The following is a 22,225-nucleotide window of genomic DNA, read 5'->3' on the forward strand; positions in this document are numbered from 1 at the left end:
GACCTCCGCGTCCCCTCCCCCATGGCCACCGCCTCCGACCGCCCCTCGGGCAAGAGCCCGCGTTCGCTCACCGGGCTGCTGCCTTTCATGCGCCCCTACCGCCTGCAGATGGGCCTGGCCCTGCTCTTCCTGGTGCTCGCGGCGGCGGCCACGCTGGCCTTTCCGGTGGCGCTGCGCCTGCTGATCGACGACGGCCTGGTGCCGGCGGGGCGCGGCGATCAGGTGCTGGCGCTGCGCGAGCATTTCGCGGCGCTGTTCGGGGTGGCGGTGGCGCTGGGCCTGTTCTCGGCCGTGCGCTTCTACCTGGTCAGCTGGATCGGCGAGCGCATCACGGCCGACCTGCGCAACGCGGTGTACCGCCACGTGCTGCGCCAGAGCCCGCAGTTCTTCGAGACCACGCAGACCGGCGAGGTGCTGTCGCGCCTGACGGCCGACACCACGCTGGTGCAGACGGTTGTGGGCTCCTCGCTCTCCATGGGCCTGCGCAACGCGGTGATGGGCCTGGGCGCGCTGGTGATGCTGGTGTGGTCGCACCCCTATGTGATGGTGCTCGTGCTGGCCACGGTGCTGCTGGTGGTGCTGCCGGCCATGTGGTTCGGGCGCCGGGTGCGCCGGCTCTCGCGCGCCAGCCAGGACCGCATCGCCGATTCCAGCTCCATCGCGGCCGAGGTGCTGAACGCCATTCCCACGGTGCAGAGCTACGCGGCCGAGGGACGCGAATCCCAGCGCTTCGAGCAATCCACCCAGCATGCGTTCGAGACCGCCGTGCGCCGCACCAAGGCGCGCGCGGCGCTGGTGGCCTTCGTCATCATCGCCAACGCGGCGCTCATTCTCTGGGGCATGTTCCAGGGCACGCAGGCGGTGCTGAACGGCCAGCTGTCGCCGGGGCAGCTGGGTCAGGCGGTGTTCTACGTGGTGATCTTCGCGGGTGCGGTGGCCGTGCTGGGCGAGGTGTACGGCGACCTGCTGCGCGCCGCGGGCGCGAGCGAGCGCCTGGTGGAGCTGCTGGCCAGCGAATCGCCGGTGAAGTCGCCCACCAAGGCCGTGGACGCGCCGCTGCCGGCGGGCGGCAGCGCGCTGGCGTTCGAGCAGGTCCGCTTCCACTACCCCTCGCGCCCGGCGCAGGCGGCGCTGGACGGGTTTTCACTGGCGGTGGCGCCTGGGCAGACGGTGGCCATCGTGGGCCCCAGCGGCGCCGGCAAGACCACCGTGTTCTCGCTGCTGCTGCGCTTCTACGACCCGCAGCAGGGCCGCATCGTGCTCGACGGCACGCCGATCAACGCCCTGCGGCTGCAGGACCTGCGTGAGCGCATCGGCATCGTGCCGCAGGACCCGGTGATCTTCTCCAGCAGCGCGATGGAGAACATCCGCTACGGCCAGCCCGGCGCCAGCGACGAAGCGGTGAAGGCCGCCGCGCGCGCCGCCTTCGCCGACGAGTTCATCGCCCAACTGCCCGAGGGCTACGCCACCTTCCTGGGCGAGCGCGGCGTGCGCCTGTCGGGCGGCCAGCGCCAGCGCATCGCCATCGCACGCGCCATGCTGAAGAACCCGCCGCTGCTGCTGCTGGACGAGGCCACCAGCGCGCTGGACGCGCAGAGCGAGCGCGTGGTACAGGCGGCGCTGGAGGCCGCCATGCGCAACCGCACCACCCTGGTCATCGCCCACCGGCTGGCCACGGTGCAGCGCGCCGACCGCATTGTGGTGATGGACCACGGCCGCCTGGTCGAGCAGGGCACGCACGCCGAGCTGGTGGCGCGCGGCGGCGTGTACGCGGGCCTGGCGGCCCTGCAGTTCAACGCCTGAGGGCCACCGGCGTGCCCGTGCCCGGCACCCGGCCTCAGCGCCCGGGCGTCCACTCGCGGAAGAAGCGGATGCGATCCTCGTCCGCCGGGTGGCTGGCCAACGCGATCGGCAGCACGCCGCCGGCGTCGCGGTCCTTGTCTTTTCGTGCGGTGGCCAGGCGCTCGAACAGCGTGACCATCACGGCCGGCGACAGGCCCGCGCGGTCCAGCCGCTCGGCCGCGTAGGCGTCGGCGCGGCGCTCCACGTCGCGCGAGTAGGACTGGGTCAGCAGCGCCGCTGGCACGCTGGCGATGAAGCCGCTGGCGTCGCCGAAGACCACGCCCACGATGGCGCTCAGCAGGCTGGCGCGCACCAGCATGTCCAGGCCGTCGCGGTGGCGCACGTGGCCCAGCTCGTGCGCCAGCACGCCCGTCAGCGCGTCGGGCCGGTCGTGCAGCAGCTCGACCAGCTGGTCGGTGACGATCATCTGCCCGCCCGGCAGGGCCAGGGCGTTGGGGCCCAGCTCGGGCGCGTGCCGGAACGACAGGCGCCAGGCGGGCGCGTCGCCTTCTGGGTGGGCGCGCTCGACGAAGGCCCGCCAGCGCCGCTCGATCGCCTGGCGCCGCGCCTCGTCCAGGCGCGTGGGCTTGAGCAGCGCGCGGTCGAGTTGGGCCAGGCCGTCGCGGCCGATGCGCTCGTCCAGCGCCACCGGCAGGCGCTGCGCGACGAACTGGCTGGCCAGGGGCACGCCCCAGAACCAGCTCGCCAGCAGCACCACGACGGCACCCACCGCCGCCGCGGTGGCGGCGCGCCAGCTCTGCTGCCAGCCCACCACCCAGGACTCGCGCAGGCCCTGGGCGGCCCACCAGGCGTCCCAGCCACCGGCGTCGGCGTGCTGGATCAGGCCGCCGTCGGGCAGCTCGGTCTGGCGCTGGCCGTGCGTGCGGCGCTCGGGCCAGCGCACCTCGCGCAGGCGGTAGCGCCGCGGCGGCTCCGCGCGCTCGGCGTCCAGCGGCTCCAGCACCAGTTCATCGCCCTCGACGCGCAACTGCACCGCGCGCCCGCGCGGGCTGCGGCCATCGAACCAGCGCGTGGACAGCGGCTCACCCATGCCGGCTCACAACCCCATGTCGATGCCGAAGAAGTCGCCCGCGGCGTCGCCCAGCGGGCCGACGTCGCGCCGCTGCGCGTGCGCCAGCCAGTCGTTCACCGAGCCCTTGACCTGCAGGGCCATGGCTTCCAGCCGGGCGCGCGCCAGGCGCACCTGGGCGAACGGCCAGTACAAGCCCAGGGTCAGCGCGATCAGCAGCCAGTTCACCGCCGTCACGCGCGCCAGCGCGCCAAAGCCCAGCCCGCTGCGAAAGCGCGTGTTGCGGCTGCGGGTGTTCTGCCACACCAGGTTCTGCAGCGCGGCGGTGTAGTGGGTCACCACCAGCATGGGGAACAGCAGATAGCCCAGCGCCACGGCGCCGCTCAGCATCAGCACGCCGGCCGCCGTGCGCCCCGCCAGCCCCACGCCCAAGGCTGCGATGGCGCCCACGATCAGCACCACCAGCAGCATCACGCCGCCGGAGCGCAGGCCAAGCCCGTAGAACTGGCGCACACCGGCGCGCAGCTCGGTGCGCTCGCCGGCGAAGCGGTAGCCGCCGTGCTGGTACTGCTTGATGCGCGCCAGGCACCAGGGCATGACCAGCGCGAACAGCGCCATCACGCCCAGGAACAGCAGGCCCATGCGCCGCCGCTCCTCGGGCGAGGCGCCCTCGCCGGGTGCCAGGTCGGGCGCGTTCAGGCCCAGGGCCACGAAGCCCAGCACCGGCAGCAGCAGCGGCGCGAAGGCCAGGTAGGCGCCCTTGAGGTCGCCCTCGAAGCTCAGGCGCACGCCGCGCCAGCTGGTGTTGCGCAGACGAAACTGCAGCGAGGCCCGCCACAGCGCCGGCCACAGCAGGGCGAACACCAGGAAGATGGCGCCGGCCACCAGCGGCGCCGTTTCCGAGGTGACGCCATAGGCCAGGCCGAACAGCGCCACCACCAGGTAGCCGCGGAACATTTTCCAGGGATTGGCGTGAAAACCCAGCGGGTCATCGCCCACTAGGGTGTTGTTCTGGAAATACGTGAGGCGCCGCGCCCGCGCGAAGGGCCAGTACAGCGTGAACGTCACCAGGACCAGCAACAGGTTCACGATCCAGATGCGGAAGTACTCGCTGCCCGAGCCGGTGAAACGGATCGGCAACGTCTGCACCTGGGGCCGCGCGTCCTGTGCGCCCGGCGCCTCACCCAGCCTATCGATGTTGTTCATCTTGCCTCCCTCCTGTTAGCAGGCCGGCGGATGCTAGCACCGGCCGGCCAAGGCCATGCAGCGCAGGCATGGAGCCATCCTCAGCCCGCCTTGGACAAGCGCCGGGGCGCTGCGTACAGTGATTGGCGCCGTGGCCCCGCAGCGGCCATGCCCCATCGAAGGACCCACCATGTCGTCGCCCACCCCTCCCTCCGTGCTGACCCAGGCCCTGCCCTCCTACCTCGACCCCCACCACCTCGGCCCCTGGGGCATCTACCTCCAGCAGGTCGACCGCGTCGCACCCTACCTGGGCAAGCTGGGGCGCTGGGTCGACACCCTCAAGCGGCCCAAGCGCACCCTCATCGTGGACGTGCCCATCCATCTGGACAACGGCACCGTCGCCCACTTCGAGGGCTACCGCGTGCAGCACAACACCAGCCGCGGCCCCGGCAAGGGCGGCGTGCGTTTCCACCAGGACGTGACCCTGTCCGAGGTGATGGCCCTGGCGGCCTGGATGTCCATCAAGAACGCCGCGGTCAACGTCCCCTATGGCGGCGCCAAGGGCGGCATCCGGGTCGATCCCAAACAGCTCACGCGCGGCGAGCTCGAGCGCGTGACGCGCCGCTACACCAGCGAGATCGGCATCATCATCGGCCCCACCAAAGACATCCCCGCGCCCGACGTGAACACCAACGAACAGGTCATGGCCTGGATGATGGACACGTACTCCATGAACGAGGGCGCCACCGCCACCGGCGTGGTCACCGGCAAGCCGGTCGACCTGGGCGGCTCGCTCGGCCGACGCGAGGCCACGGGCCGCGGCGTGTACACCGTTGGCATCGAGGCCGCGCGCCGCATCGGCCTGGACGTGACCCGCTCGCGCGTGGCCGTCCAGGGCTTCGGCAACGTGGGGGGCGTGGCCGGCAAGCTGTTCGCCGAGGCCGGCGCCCGCGTGGTGGCCGTGCAGGACCACGGCGGCACGGTCTACAGCGAGGCCGGGCTCAACGTGCCCGCCCTGCTCGACCACGTGGGCCGCCACGGCTCCGTCGCGGGCTTCGAGGGCGGGCAGGTCATTCCCAACGAGGACTTCTGGGGCGTGCCCTGCGACATCCTCATCCCCGCCGCGCTCGAAGGCCAGATCAACGAGAAGAACGCCGGCCGCATCCAGGCCCGCATGGTGATCGAAGGCGCCAACGGCCCCACCACGCCGCAGGCCGACGACATCCTGCACGACCGCGGCGTGCTCGTGCTGCCCGACGTGATCGCCAACGCCGGCGGCGTGACGGTGAGCTACTTCGAGTGGGTGCAGGATTTCTCCAGCTTCTTCTGGACCGAAGACGAGATCAACGCCCGCCTGGTGAAGATCATGAAAGACGCCTTCTCGGCCGTGTGGCAGGTGTCGGAGGACCACAAGGTGAGCCTGCGCACCGCCACCTTCATCATCGCCTGCCAGCGCATCCTGCACGCGCGCGATTTGCGCGGGCTGTATCCCTGAACCCCGGGGGTACCCGCCAACACGAAGGGCGCCCGGGGGCGCCCTTTCTTCATGCCCGACCGCTCGGGCCCAGGGGCTTACTGCAAGGTGTCCTTGACCGCCGGCAGCAGGGGCAGTGGCATCACCTCCACGCCCTCTTCCAGCAGCTCCAGCGCCACGGCCGCGCTGGTCTGGCCGCGGATGTTGCGGCGCTCGATCTCGCCGTGGTGCATGGCGCGGGCCTGCTCGGCGAAGCGCTCGCCCACGTCCTCGGTGTTGACCATGATCTCGCGCATGGCCTTGAGCATGCGCGCCTGCAGCTCGGCCAGTTCGGCCTGTGCGGGGTGGTTGCTCAGCGTGAGACCTTCGGGCCCATGGGCCGCGCCCGGTGCGTCGCGGCCCGCGCGCAGGTTCAGGCGCGGCGCCGAGAGCTTTTTCTCGACGCGCTGATCACCGCACAGCGGGCAACTCACCAGCCCGCGCTCCAGCTGCTGGTGAAAATCGTCTTCGGAGCCGAACCAGCCCTCGAACACGTGCTGGTGGGCGCATTGCAGATCGAGCACCTTCATGGAGCGCAATTATCCTGCCAGTCCAAGACCCATTGGCCACTGAGCACATTCTGCAGCCACAGCATGCCCACCAAGGTCTTGCTGTCGATGACCCGGCCGTCGCGGCACCAGGCCTGCAGGTCGGCCGGCGTGGCGGCGAAGACGTCCAGCGCCTCGCCGTCGTCGAGCGCGCGCTCGCCCAGGCTCAGGCCGCGGGCGAACCAGACGTCGATGACCTCGTCGGAGTACGCGATGGTGGGCGCCAGGCGGCCCGCGAAGGCCCATTGCCGGGCCGAGTAGCCGGTCTCCTCGCGCAACTCGCGCCGCGCGCAGGCCAGGCTGCCCTCGCCCGCGTCGAGCTTGCCGGCGGGAAACTCCACCATGACGGCCCCCATGGGGTGGCGGTACTGGCGCTCCAGCACCACGCGGCCATCGTCCAGCACAGGGATCACCATCACCGCGCCCGGGTGCAGCACGAATTCGCGCGTGGCCTCGGCGCCCGTGGGCAGGCGCACGCTGTCGCGCACCACGTGCAGGAAATGCCCGCGCAGCAACTCGGTGCGCGCCAGCGGCACTTCGGTCAGGTGAGGGTCATCCACCGCGGCGCTTGTAGAGGTAGCGGTACACGAAGCCGGGGAAAGCCAGCGTGAGGAACAGGCTCGCCGTGGTGGCGTAGAACTCCCAGCCCTGCGGATAGATCTGGCCCACGCGCTGCTCCAGGGCCAGGCCCAGGGCCCCGACGGCGAAGTACAGCAGCACGAGTTCGAGCAGCCGCAGCCACAGCGTCTTGGGCTTCGCGCGCGGCAGCACCGCGAGCCAGCGGTTGTTGACGAAGGGCAGGTTCGCGGCCACCAGGGCGGCCGCCAGCACCAGCCAGATCAGAGCGGTTTGGTTCATGGCGACGGTGTGAGCGGTCCGGCGCGCGAGGGTTCCCCGCGCCGCGGTCTCAGGCGAACAGGGCCGCCACCGCCTGCGCGCACAGGGCCATGAGGCCGCCCGGCACGATGCCCAGGATCAGCACCAGCGCGCCGTTCACCGACAGCACCGAGCGCACGTCCAGGCCGGCTTCGATGGGCGCGGTCTGTGTGGGCGCGTCGAAGTACATCACCTTGACCAGGCGCAGGTAGTAGAAGGCGCCGATCAGCGACATCACCACCGCGAACACGGCCAGGCCGACGTGGAAGGCGCTGGGCGAGGCCAGCAGCGCCTGCAGCACCGAGAGCTTGGCATAGAAGCCCACCAGCGGCGGCACGCCGGCCAGCGAGAACATGCAGGCCGCCATGACGCCGGCGTACAGGGGGCTGCGCTGGTTCAGGCCGGCCAGGTCCTGGATGGTGTCGGACTCGAAGCCCGCGCGCGACAGCAGGATGATCACGCCGAAGGTGCCCAGCGTGGTGAGCACGTAGGTCACCACGTAGAACATGGACGAGCTGTAGGCATTGGCCATGTTGCTGCCGTCGCCGCCGGACACGCCGGCCATCAGGCCCAGCATGAGAAAGCCCATCTGCGCGATGGTGGAGAAGGCCAGCATGCGCTTGAGGTTGCTCTGCGCGATGGCGGCCAGGTTGCCCACCAGCAGCGAGAGCACGGCCAGCACGGCCAGCATTTGCTGCCAGTCCATGGCCAGCGGCTGCAGGCCTTCGACGAGCAGGCGGATCACGATGGCGAAGGCGGCCAGCTTGGGCGCGCCGCCGATGAGCAGCGTGATGGACGTGGGAGCGCCGTGGTACACGTCGGGCACCCACATGTGGAACGGCGCCACGCCCAGCTTGAAGGCCAGGCCCGCGACCACGAACACCAGGCCCAGCACCAGCACCTGGACGGAGCCCTTGAGCGTGGCCTCGCCGCCGGCGATGGACGCCATCACCTGGCCGATGTCGAGCGAGCCCGTGGCACCGTAGACCATGGACAGGCCGTAGAGCAGGAAGCCGCTGGCCAGCGCGCCCAGCACAAAGTACTTCATGGCCGCTTCGGTCGCGGCGGTGTCGTCGCGGCGCAGCGCCACCAGCGCGTAGCTGGAGAGCGTGAGCAGTTCCAGGCCCAGGTAGATCACCAGGAAGTTGTGGCCCGAGATCATCACGAACATGCCCAGCAGCGCGAACAGGCTCAGGCTGAACAGCTCGCCACCGCGCAGCATGTCGCGCGCGCCGGCGTAGGCGCGGCCGTAGACCAGCGTGGCCATCAGCGCGATGGTGGCGAAGCACTTGAGCCAGTTGCCCATGGGGTCGCTGACGATCATGCCGCCAAAGCCCTCGATGGTGGTGCCCGAGGCGCCGGCCACACCGAGGAACACCGCGACGACGGCCAGGGTGAGCAGGGTCAGCGCGTAGGTGCTGCCGCGCAGCGGCGTCTTGACCGCGAGGTCGGCCAGCGCAATGACGCAGGTCATCACCGCCAACAGAATTTCCGGGTAGGCCGCGACCCAGCTGAGTTTGTCGATCATGGGGCTGTTCTCGCTCGGTCTATTCTTGTCAATTCAGCTTGGAGTTCGCCACGTGGCGCAGCAGCTCGGCCACGGCCGGGTCCATCACGTCGGTGAAGGGCTTGGGGTACACGCCCATGGCGAGCACGGCGACGGCCAGCAAGGCCATCACCAGGAATTCGCGAGCATTGATGTCGCTCAGGCCTCGCACCTCGTCGTTGCCCGGCTCGCCCAGGTAGACGCGCTTGAACATCCACAGCGAGTAGGCGGCGCCGAAGATCAGGGCCGTGGCGGCCAGCAGGCCGATCCAGAAGTTGGCCTTGACGGCCGCGATGATCACCATCCATTCGCCCACGAAGCCGGCCGTGCCGGGCAGGCCGGCGTTGGCCATGGTGAACAGCAGCGCGAAGGCGGCAAAGCGCGGCATGGTGTTGACCACGCCGCCGTAGTCGGCGATCTCGCGCGAGTGCACCCGGTCGTACAGAACGCCGATGGCCAGGAACATGGCCGCCGACACGAAGCCGTGCGACACCATCTGCACCAGGCCACCGCTCATGCCCAGGTCACTGAAGATGAAGAAGCCCAGCGTCACGAAGCCCATGTGCGCCACGGACGAATAGGCCACCAGCTTCTTCATGTCTTGCTGGACCATGGCCACCAGACCGACGTAGATCACCGCGATCAGTGACAGCGCGATCATCAGCCAGGCCCATTCGTGGGAGGCGTCGGGCAGGATGGGCAGCGAGAAGCGCAGGAAGCCGTAGGCGCCCAGCTTGAGCATGATCGCCGCCAGCACGGCGGAGCCACCGGTGGGCGCCTCCACGTGCACGTCGGGCAGCCAGGTGTGCACCGGCCACATGGGCACCTTCACCGCGAAGGCCGCGAAGAAGGCGAAGAACAGCAGGGTCTGCGCGGTGCCGCCGATGGGCAGGCGGTACCAGTCGCTGAGCGCGAAACTGCCACCCGACTGCACGTACAGGTAGATCAGCGCGATCAGCATGAGCAGCGAGCCCAGCAGCGTGTAGAGGAAGAACTTGAAGGCCGCGTAGATCTTGTTGGGGCCTCCCCAGATGCCGATGATGAGATACATCGGGATCAGCGTGGCCTCGAAGAACACGTAGAACAGCATCGCGTCCTGCGCGCTGAACACGCCGATCATGAAGCCCGAGAGGATCAGGAAGGCGCCCATGTACTGGTTCACGCGCTCGGTGATCACCTCCCAGCCTGCGATCACCACAATGACGGTAGTGAAAGCCGTGAGCAGCACCAGCCACAGCGAGATGCCGTCCACGCCGAGGTGGTAGTGGACGTTGAAGCTCTCGATCCAGACGGCCTTCTCGACGAACTGCAGGGCCGCGCTGCCGACCTCGAAGCCGGTGTACAGCGGCACGGTGACGGCCAGGCCCGCGAGCGCGCCCAGGAGCGCAACCCAGCGGACCACGCCCGCGTGCTGATCGCGCCCCAGCGCGAGCAGCACGACGCCCACGAGGATCGGCGTCCAGATGGCAAGGCTCAGCAAACCCATGGTCTTTTCTTTCTTCGTTGTCTTATTTCGCGAGCCAGACGAAGTACGTCATGAACAGCATCACCCCCACGAGCATCACCAGCGCGTAGTGGTACAGGTAGCCGGTCTGCGCGCGGCGCACCACGGCGGCGATGGCGCCGACGATCTTCCAGCTGGCGTTCACCACGCCGCCTTCGATGACGCCACGGTCCCCGCCCTTCCACAGGCCCACGCCCAGGCCGCGCGCGGCGCGGGCCAGCACGTTCTCGTTGAACCAGTCCATGTAGTACTTGTTCTCGAGGACGACCACGATCGGGCGCAGCGCGCGCGCGATGGCCGCGGGCACAGCCGGGTTGACCAGGTAGCAGTACCAGGCGCTCACGGCACCGGCCAGCGCCAGGTACAGCGGCGCCGTGCTGAAGGCGTGCGCGGCCATGGCCCAGGCGCCGTGGAACTCTTCGGCGAAGGTTTTCAGCGCGGGGTGCGCCTCGGCGTTGACGGTGATGGCATCGCGGAAGAAGTCACCGATGACCATGGGTTCGATCGTGAAGTAGCCGATCACCACGGACGGAATGGCCAGCAGCACCAGGGGCAGGGTCACCACCCAGGGCGACTCGTGCGGCTTGCCGTCGCCGTGGCCATGCCCGTGGTCGTCGTGGTGATCGCCATGGTGCGCGTCGGGGTTCTGGTCGTAGCGCTCCTGGCCATGGAAGACCAGGAAGTACAGGCGGAACGAATAGAACGAGGTCACGAACACGCCCGCCAGCACCGCGAAGTGGGCGAACCCGGCGGCCGGCAGGTTGCTGAAATGCACCGCCTCGATGATCGAGTCCTTGGAGTAGAAACCCGAGAACAGCGGCGTGCCGATCAGCGCCAGCGTGCCGAACAGCGAGGTGAGCCAGGTGATGGGCATGTACTTGCGCACGCCGCCCATCCAGCGGATGTCCTGGTTGTGGTGCAGACCCATGATGACCGAGCCGGCCGCGAGGAACAGCAAGGCCTTGAAGAAGGCGTGCGTCATCAGGTGGAAGACCGCGACCGAGTAGGCCGAGGCGCCGAGCGCCACCGTCATGTAGCCCAGCTGCGAGAGCGTGGAGTAGGCCACCACGCGCTTGATGTCGTTCTGGATGATGCCCAGGAAGCCCATGAACAGCGCGGTGATGGCGCCGATGACCATGACGAAGTTGAGCGCCGTGTCGGACAGCTCGTACAGCGGGCTCATGCGCGCGACCATGAAGATGCCGGCCGTCACCATGGTGGCGGCGTGGATCAGCGCGGAGATCGGCGTGGGACCCTCCATGGAGTCGGGCAGCCAGACGTGCAGCGGGAACTGCGCGCTCTTGCCCATGGCGCCGATGAACAGGCAGATGCAGATGACGGTGATCAGCATCCAGTCGGTGCCCGGGAAGCCCAGGGCGCCGAGTTCACCCGCCTTGGCGAAGATCTCGCTGTAGTTCATGGTGCCGGCGTAGGCCACGATCAGGCCGATGCCGAGGATGAAGCCGAAGTCGCCCACCCGGTTGACCAGGAAGGCCTTCATGTTGGCGAAGATCGCCGAGGGCTTGTTGAACCAGAAGCCGATCAGCAGGTAGGACACCAGGCCCACCGCTTCCCAGCCGAAGAACAGCTGCAGCAGGTTGTTGCTCATGACCAGCATGAGCATGGAGAAGGTGAACAGCGAGATGTAGGCGAAGAAGCGGTTGTAGCCGTCGTCGTCTGCCATGTAGCCGATGGTGTAGAGGTGCACCATGAGCGAGACGAAGGTGACCACCACCATCATCATCGCGGTCAGGCCGTCGACCAGGAAGCCGATCTCCATCCTCAGCCCGCCGATGACCATCCATTCGTAGATGGTCTGGTTGAAGCGGGCACCGTCGATCACGTCGGCCAGCGTCATGGCCGACAGGATGAAGGCGACCAGCACGCCCAGGATGGTGGCGCCGTGCGAGGCGCGCCGGCCGATGACGTTGCCGCCGAAGGCGGTGCCCAGGATGCCGGCCACCAGCGAGCCCACCAGGGGCGCCAGCGGCACGGCGAGCAGCGTGGAGGCGGATAGCGTGTTGCTCATGTTCCGATCAGCCCTTGAGCGTGTTGAGTTCTTCGACGCTGATCGACGACTTGTTGCGGAACAGCAGCACGAGGATGGCGAGGCCGATGGCCGACTCGGCGGCCGCCACGGTGAGGATGAAGAACACGAACACCTGGCCGTGCAGGTCGCCCAGGTAGTGCGAGAAGGCCACGAAGTTCATGTTGACCGCGAGCAGCATCAGCTCGATGGCCATGAGCAGCACGATCAGGTTCTTGCGGTTGAGGAAGATGCCGACGACGGAGATCGCGAACAGGATCGCGCCGACCGACAGGAAATGTCCCAGCGTGAGGCCACTCATGCCTTGCCCTCCTCTGTGTTGGGGGTGGCGGCCACGGGCGCCGGCTTGGCGGCGGCCATGGGCACGATCACCAGGCGGTCGCGGGCGCGCACATGGACCTGGTCACCCGGGTTGATGGCCTTGCTGTCCTTGCGCCGGCGCAGCGTCAGCGCGATGGCCGCGACCATGGCCACGAGCAGGATGAAGCCCGCGACCTGGATGGGATAGAGGTAGGCCGAATACAGCAGCTTGCCCAGCTCGCCCGTGTTCGACACGTTGGCGGGCACGGTGGCGGCGGTGGTGGCAATGGAGGGGAAGCCCACCCACAGCACGGCGATCAGCTCGCCGGCCACCACGGCGCCGAGAATGGCCGCCAGCGGGAAGTGGTGCCAGAAGCCGCGGCGCAGCGACTCGATGTTGATGTCCAGCATCATCACCACGAACAGGAACAGCACCATGACGGCGCCGAGGTAGACCAGCACCAGCGTGATGCCCAGGAACTCGGCCTTGAGCAGCAGCCACAGCGCGGCCGCCTGCGAGAAGGAGAGCATCAGGTACAGCACCGCGTGCACGGCGTTGCGCGAGGTGACCACGCGAAAGGCCGCGAACAGCAGCACCGCCGCGAAGAGGTAGAAGAAACCGGTGGTGAAGTCCATGGGATCTCTGGATGGGCTCGGTCGCGCCGCGCTCAGCGGTACTTGGCGTCGGCGGCCTTGGCCGCGGCGATCTGGGGTTCGTAGCGGTCACCCACCGCGAGCAGCATTTCCTTGGTGAAGTACAGGTCGCCGCGCTTTTCGCCGTGGTATTCGAAGATGTGCGTCTCGACGATCGAGTCGACCGGGCAGCTCTCTTCGCAGAAGCCGCAGAAGATGCACTTGGTGAGGTCGATGTCGTAGCGCGTGGTGCGGCGCGTGCCGTCGGCGCGCACATCGCTTTCGATGGTGATGGCGACGGCGGGGCACACGGCCTCGCAGAGCTTGCAGGCGATGCAGCGCTCTTCGCCGTTCTCGTAGCGGCGCAGCGCGTGCAGGCCGCGAAAGCGCGGCGACAGCGGCGTCTTCTCCTCGGGGAACTGCACCGTGACCTTGCGGCGGAAGGCGTAGCGGCCGGTCAGGGCCATGCCCTTGGCGAGCTCGACGAGCATGAAGCTCTTGAAGAAGTCGCGGAAACTGAAGGGCGCGACGGCGGTGGTGGTACTCATGCTTGTGCCCTCCTCACTGCCAGATGTTCCAGCGCGTCTGCATGAGCGCACCCACGAGCAGCAGCCACACCAGCGTGACGGGGATGAAGATCTTCCAGCCCAGACGCATGATCTGGTCGTAGCGGAAGCGGGGGAAGGTGGCGCGGATCCAGATGAACATGGACACCACCACGAAGGTCTTGAGGCCCAGCCAGATCCAGCCCGGCACCCAGTTGAAGATGGCGCTGTCGATCGGGGGCAGCCAGCCACCCAGGAACATCAGCACGGCCAGGATGGACACCAGCCACATGCTGGCGTACTCGGCGAGAAAGAAGATCGCGAAGCCCATGCCCGAGTACTCGACCATGTGGCCGGCCACGATCTCGGCCTCGCCCTCGACCACGTCAAAGGGGTGGCGGTTGGTTTCGGCCACGCCCGAGATCACGTAGACCACGAAAATGGGCAGCAGCGGCAGCCAGTTCCAGGACAGGAAGTTCAGGCCCATGCCCGCGCCCATGCCGCGGGACTGCGAGTTCACGATCTCGGCCAGGTTCAGGCTGCCGGCGGTCATCACCACCACCAGGAAGCAAAAGCCGATGGCGATCTCGTAGCTCACCATCTGGGCCGAGGCGCGCAGCGCGCCGAGGAAGGCGTACTTCGAGTTCGAGGCCCAGCCCGCGATGATCACGCCGTAGACCTCGATGGAGGTGATGGCCAGGATGACCAGCAGGCCGGCGTTGACGTTGGCCAGCACGGCCTCCGGGCCAAAGGGAATGGCCACCCAGGCGGCCAGCGCCGGCATGATGGCCATGACCGGGCCGAGGCGGAACAGGCCGTTGGCGGCCGCGCTCGGGCGGATCAGCTCCTTGGTCAGCAGCTTGAGCGCGTCGGCGATGGGCTGCAGCAGACCGAAGGGGCCCACGCGGTTGGGGCCGTGGCGCACCTGCATCCAGCCGAGCAGTTTGCGCTCCCAGAGCGTGAGGTAGGCCACCGCGCCCATCAGCGGCGCGAGCACCGCGACGATCTTGATGAGGGCCCAGAGCACGGGCCAGGCCGCCGAGGTCCACCACGCGGCGTTGATGAGGCCCAGGCCGCCGTTGTACATCGCGTCGATCACGCTGCCACCCCTTCTTCTGCGCGCGCGCGGCGGGCATCGGCCGTGAGCTGCAGCGACGGAGCGCGGCGCACCAGGGCGTCGAGTTGGTAGATGCTGGCCACGCAGGGCTTGGCCGCCGCGGGCGTGGTGTCGATGGTCGCGCCGGCGGCCTGGTTGTTGAGGCGCTCGGCCGGCACCAAGCCACCCGACGCGACACCCGGCAGCGCGCGCGCGAGCACGGCCTGCGAGGAGTCGGCATCGAAGCCCGGCAGCTCGAGCAGGTTGCCCAGCACGCGCAGCACCTTCCAGGCCGGGCGCGTGTCGCCCAGGGGGGGCACCACGGCGTGGAAGCTCTGCAGGCGGCCTTCGGCGTTCACGAAGCTGCCGGAGGTCTCGGTGAACGGTGCGATCGGCAGCAGCACGTCGCTCACGTCCAGGTTGGTCTTGAAGGGGCTCAGGGTCACGACCATGTCGGTGTTCGCCAGCCCCTGCAGCCCGGCGGCCGTGTCCTCGGCCTCCACGTTGAGCAGCAGCGCGGCCTTGAGCGCACCGCCGAGCATGCGGCCGGCGTGCAGGCCGCCCTGTCCCGGGACGGCGCCCACGAGCTGCGCGCCCACGGTGTTGGCCGCCTCGGTGAGGTAGCCCACGCTGGCGCCGGTGTGCTGGGCGATGAACTGGGCCAGGGCCAGCAGGCTGGTGGCCTGGGCGTGGTGCGCGGCGGCGTTGCCAAGCAGCACCGCCTTGTGCTCGCCGCCCAGCAGCGAGGCGGCGATGGCGCGCTGCGCGTCGGTCGGCTCGACCGGCACCGGCGCGGACACGCCCTTCTCGGCGGCCACCGCGGCGGCCACGCCGGCCAGGGCCGATGCCCAGGCCGTGCTGTCGCTGAGCAGCGTGTGCTTGACGTTCATGGCCCACTGGGGCGCGGCCTCGACCAGCGCACTCAGTTGCGCGCCGCGGCGCACGGCCTGGCGGATGCGTTGCGCGAACAGCGGGTGGTCCTTGCGCAGGTTCGAGCCCACGACCAACACACGCTGCAGCGTGGAGAGCTCGGCGATGGGCCGGCCCAGCCAGCGCGCCTGGCCCTGGGGCGCCACCGCGCCGGGGTCGGCCGCGCGCAGGCGGCTGTCGATGTTCTCGCTGCCCAGGCCGCGCACCAGGGCGCCAGCCAGGGCCAGCTCTTCCACGGTGGCGTGCGGGCTGGCCAGCAGGCCGATGGCGCCCGCGCCGTGCGCGCCCTTGACCTGCCTGAGGCCATTGGCGACGTACTCCAGCGCGGTCTGCCAGTCCACGGTTTTCCACTCACCGCCCTGCTTGAGCATGGGCTGGGTGAGGCGGTCCGCGCCATGGAGCGCTTCGTAGGAGAAGCGGTCGCGGTCGGCGATCCAGCATTCGTTGACCGCCTCGTTCTCGAGCGGCACCACGCGCATCACCTGGTGGTTCTTGACCTGCACCACGAGGTTGGCGCCGGTGGAATCGTGCGGGCTCACGCTCTTGCGGCGCGAGAGTTCCCAGGTGCGCGCGCTGTAGCGGAAGGGCTTGCTGGTGAGCGCGCCCACGGGGCAGATGTCGATCATGTTGCCCGAGAGCTCGGAATCGACCGACTGACCCACGAAGGTCTCGATCTCGGCGTGCTCGCCGCGGTGGCTCATGCCGAGCTCCATGACGCCCGCGATCTCCTGCCCGAAGCGCACGCAGCGCGTGCAGTGGATGCAGCGGCTCATCTCCTCCATGGAGATCAGCGGACCCACATTCTTGTGGAAGACCACGCGCTTTTCTTCCTGGTAGCGCGAGCCGGAGCCACCGTAGCCCACGGCCAGGTCCTGCAGCTGGCATTCGCCGCCCTGGTCGCAGATCGGGCAGTCGAGCGGGTGGTTGATGAGCAGGAACTCCATCACCGACTTCTGGGCCTTGACGGCCTTGTCGCTCTGCGTGCGCACGATCATGCCCTGCGTGACGGGCGTGGCGCAGGCCGGCATGGCCTTGGGCGCCTTCTCCACGTCGACCAGGCACATGCGGCAGTTGGCCGCGATGGACAGCTTCTTGTGATAGCAGAAGTGGGGGATGTAGGTGCCCGCCTTCTCGGCCGCATGCATGACCATGCTGCCCGGAGGCACTTCGACCTTCTTGCCGTCGAGTTCGATTTCAACCATGGGGATGTCCGTGTTCCTCGTGCTCTCAGGCCGTGGCCGCCTTGTTGCCCGTTTCGGCCTGCGCAGCGTTGATCTTGGCCTCGAACTCGTGGCGGAAGTGCTTGATCATGGCGCGCACCGGCATGGCCGCCGCGTCGCCGAGCGCGCAGATGGTGCGACCCATGATGTTCTCGGCCACGTTGTCGAGCAGGGCCATGTCCTCGGGCCGGCCCAGGCCGCGGTCAATGCGGTCGACCATGCGCCAGAGCCAACCCGTGCCCTCGCGGCACGGCGTGCACTGGCCGCAGCTCTCGTGCATGTAGAAGTACGACAGGCGCTTGAGCGACTCGACCATGTCGCGCGAGTCGTCCATCACGATGACGGCACCCGAGCCCAGCATGGAGCCGGCCTTGGCGATGGAGTCGTAGTCCATCGTGCACTCCATCATGATGTGCGCCGGCAGCACCGGGGCCGAGGAGCCGCCGGGGATCACGGCCTTGAGCGTGCGGCCCTTGCGCACGCCGCCGGCGAGTTCGAGCAGCTTGCTGAAGGGCGTGCCCAGCGGGATCTCGAAGTTGCCGGGCATCTCGACGTCGCCGCTGACCGAGAAGATCTTGGTGCCGCCGTTGTTGGGCTTGCCGATCTCCAGGTAGGCCTGGCCGCCGTTGCGGATGATCCAGGGCACCGCCGCGAAGGTCTCGGTGTTGTTGATGGTGGTGGGCTTGCCGTAGAGGCCGAAGCTGGCGGGGAACGGCGGTTTGAAGCGCGGCTGGCCCTTCTTGCCCTCCAGCGATTCGAGCAGCGCGGTTTCCTCGCCGCAGATGTAGGCGCCGAAGCCGTGGTGGCCGTGCAGCTGGAAGCTGAAGCCCGAGCCGAGGATGTTGTCGCCCAGCAGGCCGGCCGCCCTCGCCTCTTCCAGCGCGGCCTCGAAGCGCTCGTACACCTCGAAGATCTCGCCGTGGATGTAGTTGTAGCCCACGCTGATGCCCATGGCGTACGCCGCGATCGCCATGCCTTCGATGACGATGTGCGGGTTGTACATGAGGATGTCGCGGTCCTTGCAGGTACCCGGCTCGCCCTCGTCGGAGTTGCAGACGAGGTACTTCTGCCCCGGGAACTGGCGCGGCATGAAGCTCCACTTGAGGCCGCTGGGGAAGCCCGCGCCGCCGCGGCCACGCAGAGCCGACTCCTTGACGGTGGCGATCACCTGGTCGGGCGTGAGGCCTTCGCCGCCGTCCTTGCCCAGGATCTTGCGCAGGGCCTGGTAGCCGCCGCGCGCCTCGTAGTCCTTGAGGGACCAGTTCTTGCCGTCCAGGTCCGCGTAGATCTGCGGGCTGATGTGGCGGCCATGGAAGCAGGTCTGCACGCCGGTGGCGGCGAACTGGCCGATGATCTGTTGGGCGTTCATCAGGACTGGCCCTCCGCGGCGCGCAGGCCATCGACGAGCTGGTCGAGCTTGTCGTGGCTCATGAAGCTGCACATGTGGCGGTCGTTCACCAGCATCACGGGCGCGTCGGCGCAGGCGCCCAGGCACTCGCTCTGCTGCAGCGTGAACAGGCCGTCGGGCGTGGTCTCGCCCATTTCGATGCCCAGCTTCTTCTCGAGGTGGTGCAGCGCCTTCTGGCCATCGCGCAGCTGGCACGGCAGGTTGGTGCAGACGTTGAGCTTGAACTTGCCCACCGGCCGCTGGTTGTACATGTTGTAGAAGGTCGTGACCTCGTGCACCGCGATCGGCTCGACGCCGATATAAGCGGCCAGCGCGGCCTCGGCCTCGGTGCTGACCCAGCCCTGCTCCTGCTGGATGATGGACAGGCAGGCCATGACGGCCGAGATGCGCTGCTCGGCCGGGTACTTGGCGACCTCGCGGTCGAAGCGCGCGATGGTCGCGGCGGAAAACTGCACGGGGGTGCTCATCGGTCGATCTCCCCGAAAACGATGTCCATGGTGCCGATGATGGCGACCGCGTCGGCCAGCATGTGGCCGCGCGCCATCTCGTCGAGCGTGGCGAGGTGCGCGAAACCGGGCGCGCGGATCTTCAGTCGGTAGGGCTTGTTGGCCCCGTCGCTCACGAGGTAGATGCCGAACTCGCCCTTGGGATGCTCGACGGCGGCGTAGGCCTCGCCCTCGGGCACGTGGAAACCTTCGGTGAAGAGCTTGAAGTGGTGGATCAGCTCTTCCATGTTGGCCTTCATGGCCTCGCGCGCGGGCGGCGCCACCTTGTGGTTGTCGGTGATCACCGGGCCCGGGTTGGCGCGCAGCCAGGCCACGCACTGCTGGATGATGCGGTTGGACTGCTTCATCTCCTCCATGCGGACGAGGTAGCGGTCATAGGTGTCGCCGGTCTTGCCGACCGGGATGTCGAAGTCCAGGCGGTCGTACACCTCGTAAGGCTGCTTCTTGCGCAGGTCCCAGGCAATGCCGGAGCCGCGCAGCATGGGGCCGGTCATGCCCAGGTTGAGCGCGCGCTCGGGTGGCACCACGCCGATGCCCACGGTGCGCTGCTTCCAGATGCGGTTGTCGGTGAGCAGCGTGTGGTACTCGTCGAGGTAGACCGGGAAGCGCCGGGTGAAGTCGTCGATGAAGTCGAGCAGCGAGCCTTGGCGGTTCTTGTTCAGTTCGTCCACGCCGCGCTGGTTGCGCACCTTGCTCGCCTGGTACTGCGGCATGCTGTCGGGCAGGTCGCGGTAGACGCCGCCGGGACGGAAGTAGGCCGCGTGCATGCGCGCGCCCGACACCGCCTCGTACATGTCGAACAGGTCCTCGCGCTCGCGGAAGGCGTAGATGAGGATGGTGGAGCTGCCGCAGTCGTTGCCGTGCGAGCCCAGCCACATCAGGTGGTTGAGCAGGCGGGTGATCTCGCTGAACATCACGCGGATGTATTGCGCGCGAATCGGCACTTCGATGCCCAGCAGCTTCTCGATGGCCAGGCAGTAGGCGTGCTCGTTGCACATCATGGACACGTAGTCGAGACGGTCCATGTAGGGCAGCGACTGGATGAAAGTCTTGTGCTCGGCGAGCTTTTCGGTCGCGCGGTGCAGCAGGCCGATGTGCGGGTCGGCGCGCTGCACGACCTCGCCGTCGAGCTCGAGCACCAGGCGCAGCACGCCGTGCGCGGCCGGGTGCTGCGGGCCGAAGTTCAGGGTGTAGTTCTTGATCTCTGCCATGTCGGTTCGCCCCGCGCCTTCAGTGCAGGCCGCCGTAGTTGTCCTCGCGGATCACGCGCGGCGTGATCTCGCGGGGTTCGATGGTCACCGGCTCATAGATGACGCGCTGACGCTCGGCGTCGTAGCGCATCTCGACGTGGCCCGAGAGCGGAAAGTCCTTGCGGAACGGGTGGCCGATGAAACCGTAGTCGGTGAGGATGCGGCGCAGGTCGTCGTGGCCATCGAAGACGATGCCGTAGAGGTCGAAGGCCTCGCGCTCGTACCAGTTGGCGCTGTTCCACAAGCCGTTGACCGAGGGCAGCACGGGGAAGTCATCGTCGGCGCAGAACGCGCGCACGCGCACGCGCTGGTTCAGGCTCACCGACAGCAGGTGAGAGACCGCCGCGAAGCGCGGGCCTTCCCAGCGGCCGTCGCCGTAGGTGGAGTAGTCCATGCCGCAGAGGTCGACGAGCTGCTCGAAGCGGGCCTGGGGCGCGTCGCGCAAGGTCTGCATGACATCCAGGTAGGCGGCGGCGTCGACCGTGACCGTGACCTCGCCGCGTTCCAGGTCGACCGCGCGCACGCGGCCGGCGAGCAGTTCCTGGAGGCTGGCCTGCAGGGTCTCGGGCGCGACCAGGTGGTGGTTGGATGCGTCGGTCATGTCGTGGGGCTCGGTGGTGTTCTGTGACTCAGGCGCGGGCAATGGTCTGCGTGCGCCGGATCTTCTGCTGCAGCTGAATGATTCCGTACAGCAGCGCCTCGGCGGTGGGCGGGCAGCCGGGCACGTAGACGTCGACCGGCACGATGCGATCACAGCCGCGCACGACCGAGTAGCTGTAGTGGTAGTAGCCGCCGCCGTTGGCGCAGGAACCCATGGACAGCACCCAGCGCGGCTCGGCCATCTGGTCGTAGACCTTGCGCAGCGCCGGCGCCATCTTGTTGCACAGCGTGCCGGCCACGATCATGAGGTCGGACTGGCGCGGGCTGGCGCGAAAGACCTCGGAGCCGAAGCGCCCGATGTCGTAGCGCGCGGCGGCCGCATGCATCATCTCCACCGCGCAGCAGGCCAGACCAAAGGTCATGGGCCACAGCGAACCGGTCTTGGCCCAGTTCACCACCGCGTCGTAGCTGGTGGTGACAAAGCCTTCCTTGAAGACACCTTCAATCATGTGCTGCTCCGAAGCGCCCGCGCAGCGGGGGTGAACTCACTCCCAGTCCAGGGCGCCCTTTTTCCATTCGTAGGCGAAACCCACCGTGAGGATGGCCAGGAACACCACACCGGCGACGAAGCCCGTCATGCCGATGTCGGAGAAGGCCACGGCCCAGGGGATGAGGAACGCGATTTCGAGGTCGAACAGGATGAAGAGGATGGCCACCAGGTAGTAGCGCACATCGAACTTCATCCGCGCGTCTTCGAAGGCCTCGAAGCCGCATTCGTAAGGGGAGTTCTTCTCGGCGTCCGGCAGGTTCGGGCCGAGGATGAAACCGAGGACCTGGGGAATGATCCCGACCGCGATACCCACGACGATGAACAGAAGCACGGGCAGGTACTGGTCAAGGCTCATGGTGGGGCGGTTCCGTGGACAGGGCCTGCTGGCCCTGCCTTCAACGATCTGGTGCCGACGGCGAGACTCGAACTCGCACAGCTTTCGCCACTACCCCCTCAAGATAGCGTGTCTACCAATTTCACCACGTCGGCTTGGGTCTGCGTTGCCGTGCTCATGAGGGACACTGAGCACTGCGGACAACTCATAGAGTTTACCCTGAATCGCCTCCCCAATCTGGGGAGCGGCCCATCCTTTTTTCATGGGCGTCCCCGAGGCGTCAGGCCCCGCCGCTGGCGGGGTTTCGCATCACTGCGCGGGAATCTGGCCCGCGCCCGTGGGTGCGGGTGCACTGGCGGGCGCCGGGGCATTGCCCGGGGCGGCGGGCGCGGTGGGCGCGGCGGCACCACCCGGGATCTGCTGCACCGGGCTCGCGGGCGCGGCGGGCACGTTCTCGAGCACGCTGCCCGAGCTCGCCGGCGCGGCACGCAGGTTGCCGAAATAGGCCAGACCCAGCGTGCAGGCCAGGAACACACCCGCCAGCACGGCCGTGGTGCGCGACAGGAAGTTCGCGCCGCCCGAGGCGCCGAACAGGCTGGCCGAGCCCGCGCCACCGCCACCGAAGGCGGCGCCCGCGTCGGCGCCTTTGCCGTGCTGCATGAGGATCAAGCCGATCATGCCGAGCGCAGCGAGGATCTGCACCACGAGCAGGAGGGTCAACAGGACGTTCATCAGGTTCTCCGTAAGGGTCGATCAGCGCCT

The 22,225-nt window shown here is 68.4% G+C and carries 22 protein-coding genes and 1 tRNA gene; 2 read left to right on the forward strand and 21 right to left on the reverse strand.

Annotated elements, in window-relative coordinates; genetic code table 11:
* Window positions 1-21: 21 nt before the first annotated feature.
* Window positions 22-1,803 (forward strand): ABC transporter transmembrane domain-containing protein, encoded by a 1,782-nt coding sequence (locus SOM08_RS15360; RefSeq protein WP_116960417.1) that lies wholly within the window; start codon window positions 22-24, stop codon window positions 1,801-1,803.
* A gap of 34 nt (window positions 1,804-1,837) precedes the next feature.
* Here SOM08_RS15360 and SOM08_RS15365 read toward each other — a convergent pair whose 3' ends face one another.
* Together SOM08_RS15365 and SOM08_RS15370 are read right to left on the reverse strand one after the other, a co-directional pair.
* A complete protein-coding gene (locus tag SOM08_RS15365; RefSeq protein WP_116960416.1) occupies window positions 1,838-2,893 on the reverse strand; it encodes a M48 family metallopeptidase in 1,056 nt (351 codons plus the stop codon).
* Between the two features lie 6 nt (window positions 2,894-2,899).
* Window positions 2,900-4,078 (reverse strand): YjgN family protein, encoded by a 1,179-nt coding sequence (locus SOM08_RS15370; protein WP_322469259.1) that lies wholly within the window; start codon window positions 4,076-4,078, stop codon window positions 2,900-2,902.
* A 169-nt stretch (window positions 4,079-4,247) separates the two neighbouring features.
* On the opposite strand from SOM08_RS15370, the gene SOM08_RS15375 reads away from it, so the two are divergent.
* Window positions 4,248-5,552: a Glu/Leu/Phe/Val family dehydrogenase gene (locus SOM08_RS15375; RefSeq protein ID WP_116960414.1), complete on the forward strand. Its 1,305-nt coding sequence runs from the start codon at window positions 4,248-4,250 to the stop codon at window positions 5,550-5,552.
* A gap of 77 nt (window positions 5,553-5,629) precedes the next feature.
* On the opposite strand, the gene SOM08_RS15380 is transcribed toward SOM08_RS15375, so the two are convergent.
* From SOM08_RS15380 to secG, 19 genes are all read right to left on the reverse strand, one after another.
* On the reverse strand, window positions 5,630-6,100 hold the full coding sequence (locus SOM08_RS15380) for a DUF1178 family protein (RefSeq protein WP_322469260.1): 471 nt from the start codon (window positions 6,098-6,100) through the stop codon (window positions 5,630-5,632).
* The gene (locus tag SOM08_RS15385) at window positions 6,097-6,678 is read right to left on the reverse strand and encodes an NUDIX domain-containing protein (protein WP_116960412.1); all 582 of its coding nucleotides are present in this window, start codon (window positions 6,676-6,678) and stop codon (window positions 6,097-6,099) included. Before SOM08_RS15385 ends, SOM08_RS15380 begins: the two co-directional genes overlap by 4 nt.
* Window positions 6,671-6,976: a DUF2818 family protein gene (locus tag SOM08_RS15390; protein WP_070397650.1), complete on the reverse strand. Its 306-nt coding sequence runs from the start codon at window positions 6,974-6,976 to the stop codon at window positions 6,671-6,673. The genes SOM08_RS15385 and SOM08_RS15390 overlap by 8 nt, the downstream gene beginning before the upstream one ends.
* Before the next feature lie 49 nt (window positions 6,977-7,025).
* Window positions 7,026-8,522, reverse strand: coding sequence for an NADH-quinone oxidoreductase subunit NuoN (nuoN, locus tag SOM08_RS15395; protein ID WP_116960411.1), 1,497 nt, complete (start codon window positions 8,520-8,522; stop codon window positions 7,026-7,028).
* Window positions 8,523-8,550: 28 nt separating this feature from the next.
* On the reverse strand, window positions 8,551-10,026 hold the full coding sequence (locus SOM08_RS15400; RefSeq protein ID WP_116960410.1) for an NADH-quinone oxidoreductase subunit M: 1,476 nt from the start codon (window positions 10,024-10,026) through the stop codon (window positions 8,551-8,553).
* A 22-nt stretch (window positions 10,027-10,048) separates the two neighbouring features.
* Window positions 10,049-12,073 (reverse strand): NADH-quinone oxidoreductase subunit L, encoded by a 2,025-nt coding sequence (gene nuoL / locus SOM08_RS15405; protein ID WP_322469261.1) that lies wholly within the window; start codon window positions 12,071-12,073, stop codon window positions 10,049-10,051.
* A 7-nt stretch (window positions 12,074-12,080) separates the two neighbouring features.
* Window positions 12,081-12,392: an NADH-quinone oxidoreductase subunit NuoK gene (nuoK, locus tag SOM08_RS15410; RefSeq protein WP_070397646.1), complete on the reverse strand. Its 312-nt coding sequence runs from the start codon at window positions 12,390-12,392 to the stop codon at window positions 12,081-12,083.
* The gene (locus SOM08_RS15415; protein ID WP_116960408.1) at window positions 12,389-13,027 is read right to left on the reverse strand and encodes an NADH-quinone oxidoreductase subunit J; all 639 of its coding nucleotides are present in this window, start codon (window positions 13,025-13,027) and stop codon (window positions 12,389-12,391) included. The genes nuoK and SOM08_RS15415 overlap by 4 nt, the downstream gene beginning before the upstream one ends.
* 32 nt (window positions 13,028-13,059) lie before the next feature.
* Window positions 13,060-13,572 (reverse strand): NADH-quinone oxidoreductase subunit NuoI, encoded by a 513-nt coding sequence (nuoI, locus tag SOM08_RS15420; RefSeq protein WP_070397644.1) that lies wholly within the window; start codon window positions 13,570-13,572, stop codon window positions 13,060-13,062.
* Window positions 13,573-13,585: 13 nt separating this feature from the next.
* Window positions 13,586-14,668 (reverse strand): NADH-quinone oxidoreductase subunit NuoH, encoded by a 1,083-nt coding sequence (nuoH, locus tag SOM08_RS15425; RefSeq protein ID WP_116960407.1) that lies wholly within the window; start codon window positions 14,666-14,668, stop codon window positions 13,586-13,588.
* Window positions 14,665-16,797, reverse strand: a complete 2,133-nt coding sequence (gene nuoG / locus SOM08_RS15430) for an NADH-quinone oxidoreductase subunit NuoG (protein ID WP_116960406.1) — start codon at window positions 16,795-16,797, stop codon at window positions 14,665-14,667. Before nuoG ends, nuoH begins: the two co-directional genes overlap by 4 nt.
* Before the next feature lie 25 nt (window positions 16,798-16,822).
* Window positions 16,823-18,184: an NADH-quinone oxidoreductase subunit NuoF gene (gene nuoF / locus SOM08_RS15435; RefSeq protein ID WP_116960405.1), complete on the reverse strand. Its 1,362-nt coding sequence runs from the start codon at window positions 18,182-18,184 to the stop codon at window positions 16,823-16,825.
* The gene (gene nuoE / locus SOM08_RS15440) at window positions 18,184-18,690 is read right to left on the reverse strand and encodes an NADH-quinone oxidoreductase subunit NuoE (RefSeq protein WP_322469262.1); all 507 of its coding nucleotides are present in this window, start codon (window positions 18,688-18,690) and stop codon (window positions 18,184-18,186) included. The genes nuoF and nuoE overlap by 1 nt, the downstream gene beginning before the upstream one ends.
* Window positions 18,687-19,940 carry an NADH-quinone oxidoreductase subunit D gene (locus tag SOM08_RS15445; protein WP_070397639.1) on the reverse strand — a complete coding sequence of 418 codons (1,254 nt, stop codon included), beginning with the start codon at window positions 19,938-19,940 and terminating at the stop codon, window positions 18,687-18,689. Before SOM08_RS15445 ends, nuoE begins: the two co-directional genes overlap by 4 nt.
* A 19-nt stretch (window positions 19,941-19,959) precedes the next feature.
* Window positions 19,960-20,580 carry an NADH-quinone oxidoreductase subunit C gene (locus SOM08_RS15450; RefSeq protein ID WP_116960499.1) on the reverse strand — a complete coding sequence of 207 codons (621 nt, stop codon included), beginning with the start codon at window positions 20,578-20,580 and terminating at the stop codon, window positions 19,960-19,962.
* A gap of 28 nt (window positions 20,581-20,608) precedes the next feature.
* Complete coding sequence (locus tag SOM08_RS15455; RefSeq protein ID WP_009520160.1) at window positions 20,609-21,088, reverse strand: NuoB/complex I 20 kDa subunit family protein; 480 nt, start codon at window positions 21,086-21,088, stop codon at window positions 20,609-20,611.
* 36 nt (window positions 21,089-21,124) lie between these two features.
* A complete protein-coding gene (locus SOM08_RS15460) occupies window positions 21,125-21,484 on the reverse strand; it encodes an NADH-quinone oxidoreductase subunit A (RefSeq protein ID WP_070397638.1) in 360 nt (119 codons plus the stop codon).
* 49 nt (window positions 21,485-21,533) lie between these two features.
* Window positions 21,534-21,618, reverse strand: a tRNA-Leu gene (locus SOM08_RS15465).
* A gap of 154 nt (window positions 21,619-21,772) precedes the next feature.
* The gene (secG, locus tag SOM08_RS15470) at window positions 21,773-22,195 is read right to left on the reverse strand and encodes a preprotein translocase subunit SecG (protein ID WP_116960403.1); all 423 of its coding nucleotides are present in this window, start codon (window positions 22,193-22,195) and stop codon (window positions 21,773-21,775) included.
* Window positions 22,196-22,225 lie beyond the last annotated feature (30 nt).

It is taken from the genome of Hydrogenophaga sp. SNF1 (genome assembly GCF_034421675.1).
Classification (GTDB): domain Bacteria; phylum Pseudomonadota; class Gammaproteobacteria; order Burkholderiales; family Burkholderiaceae_C; genus Hydrogenophaga; species Hydrogenophaga borbori.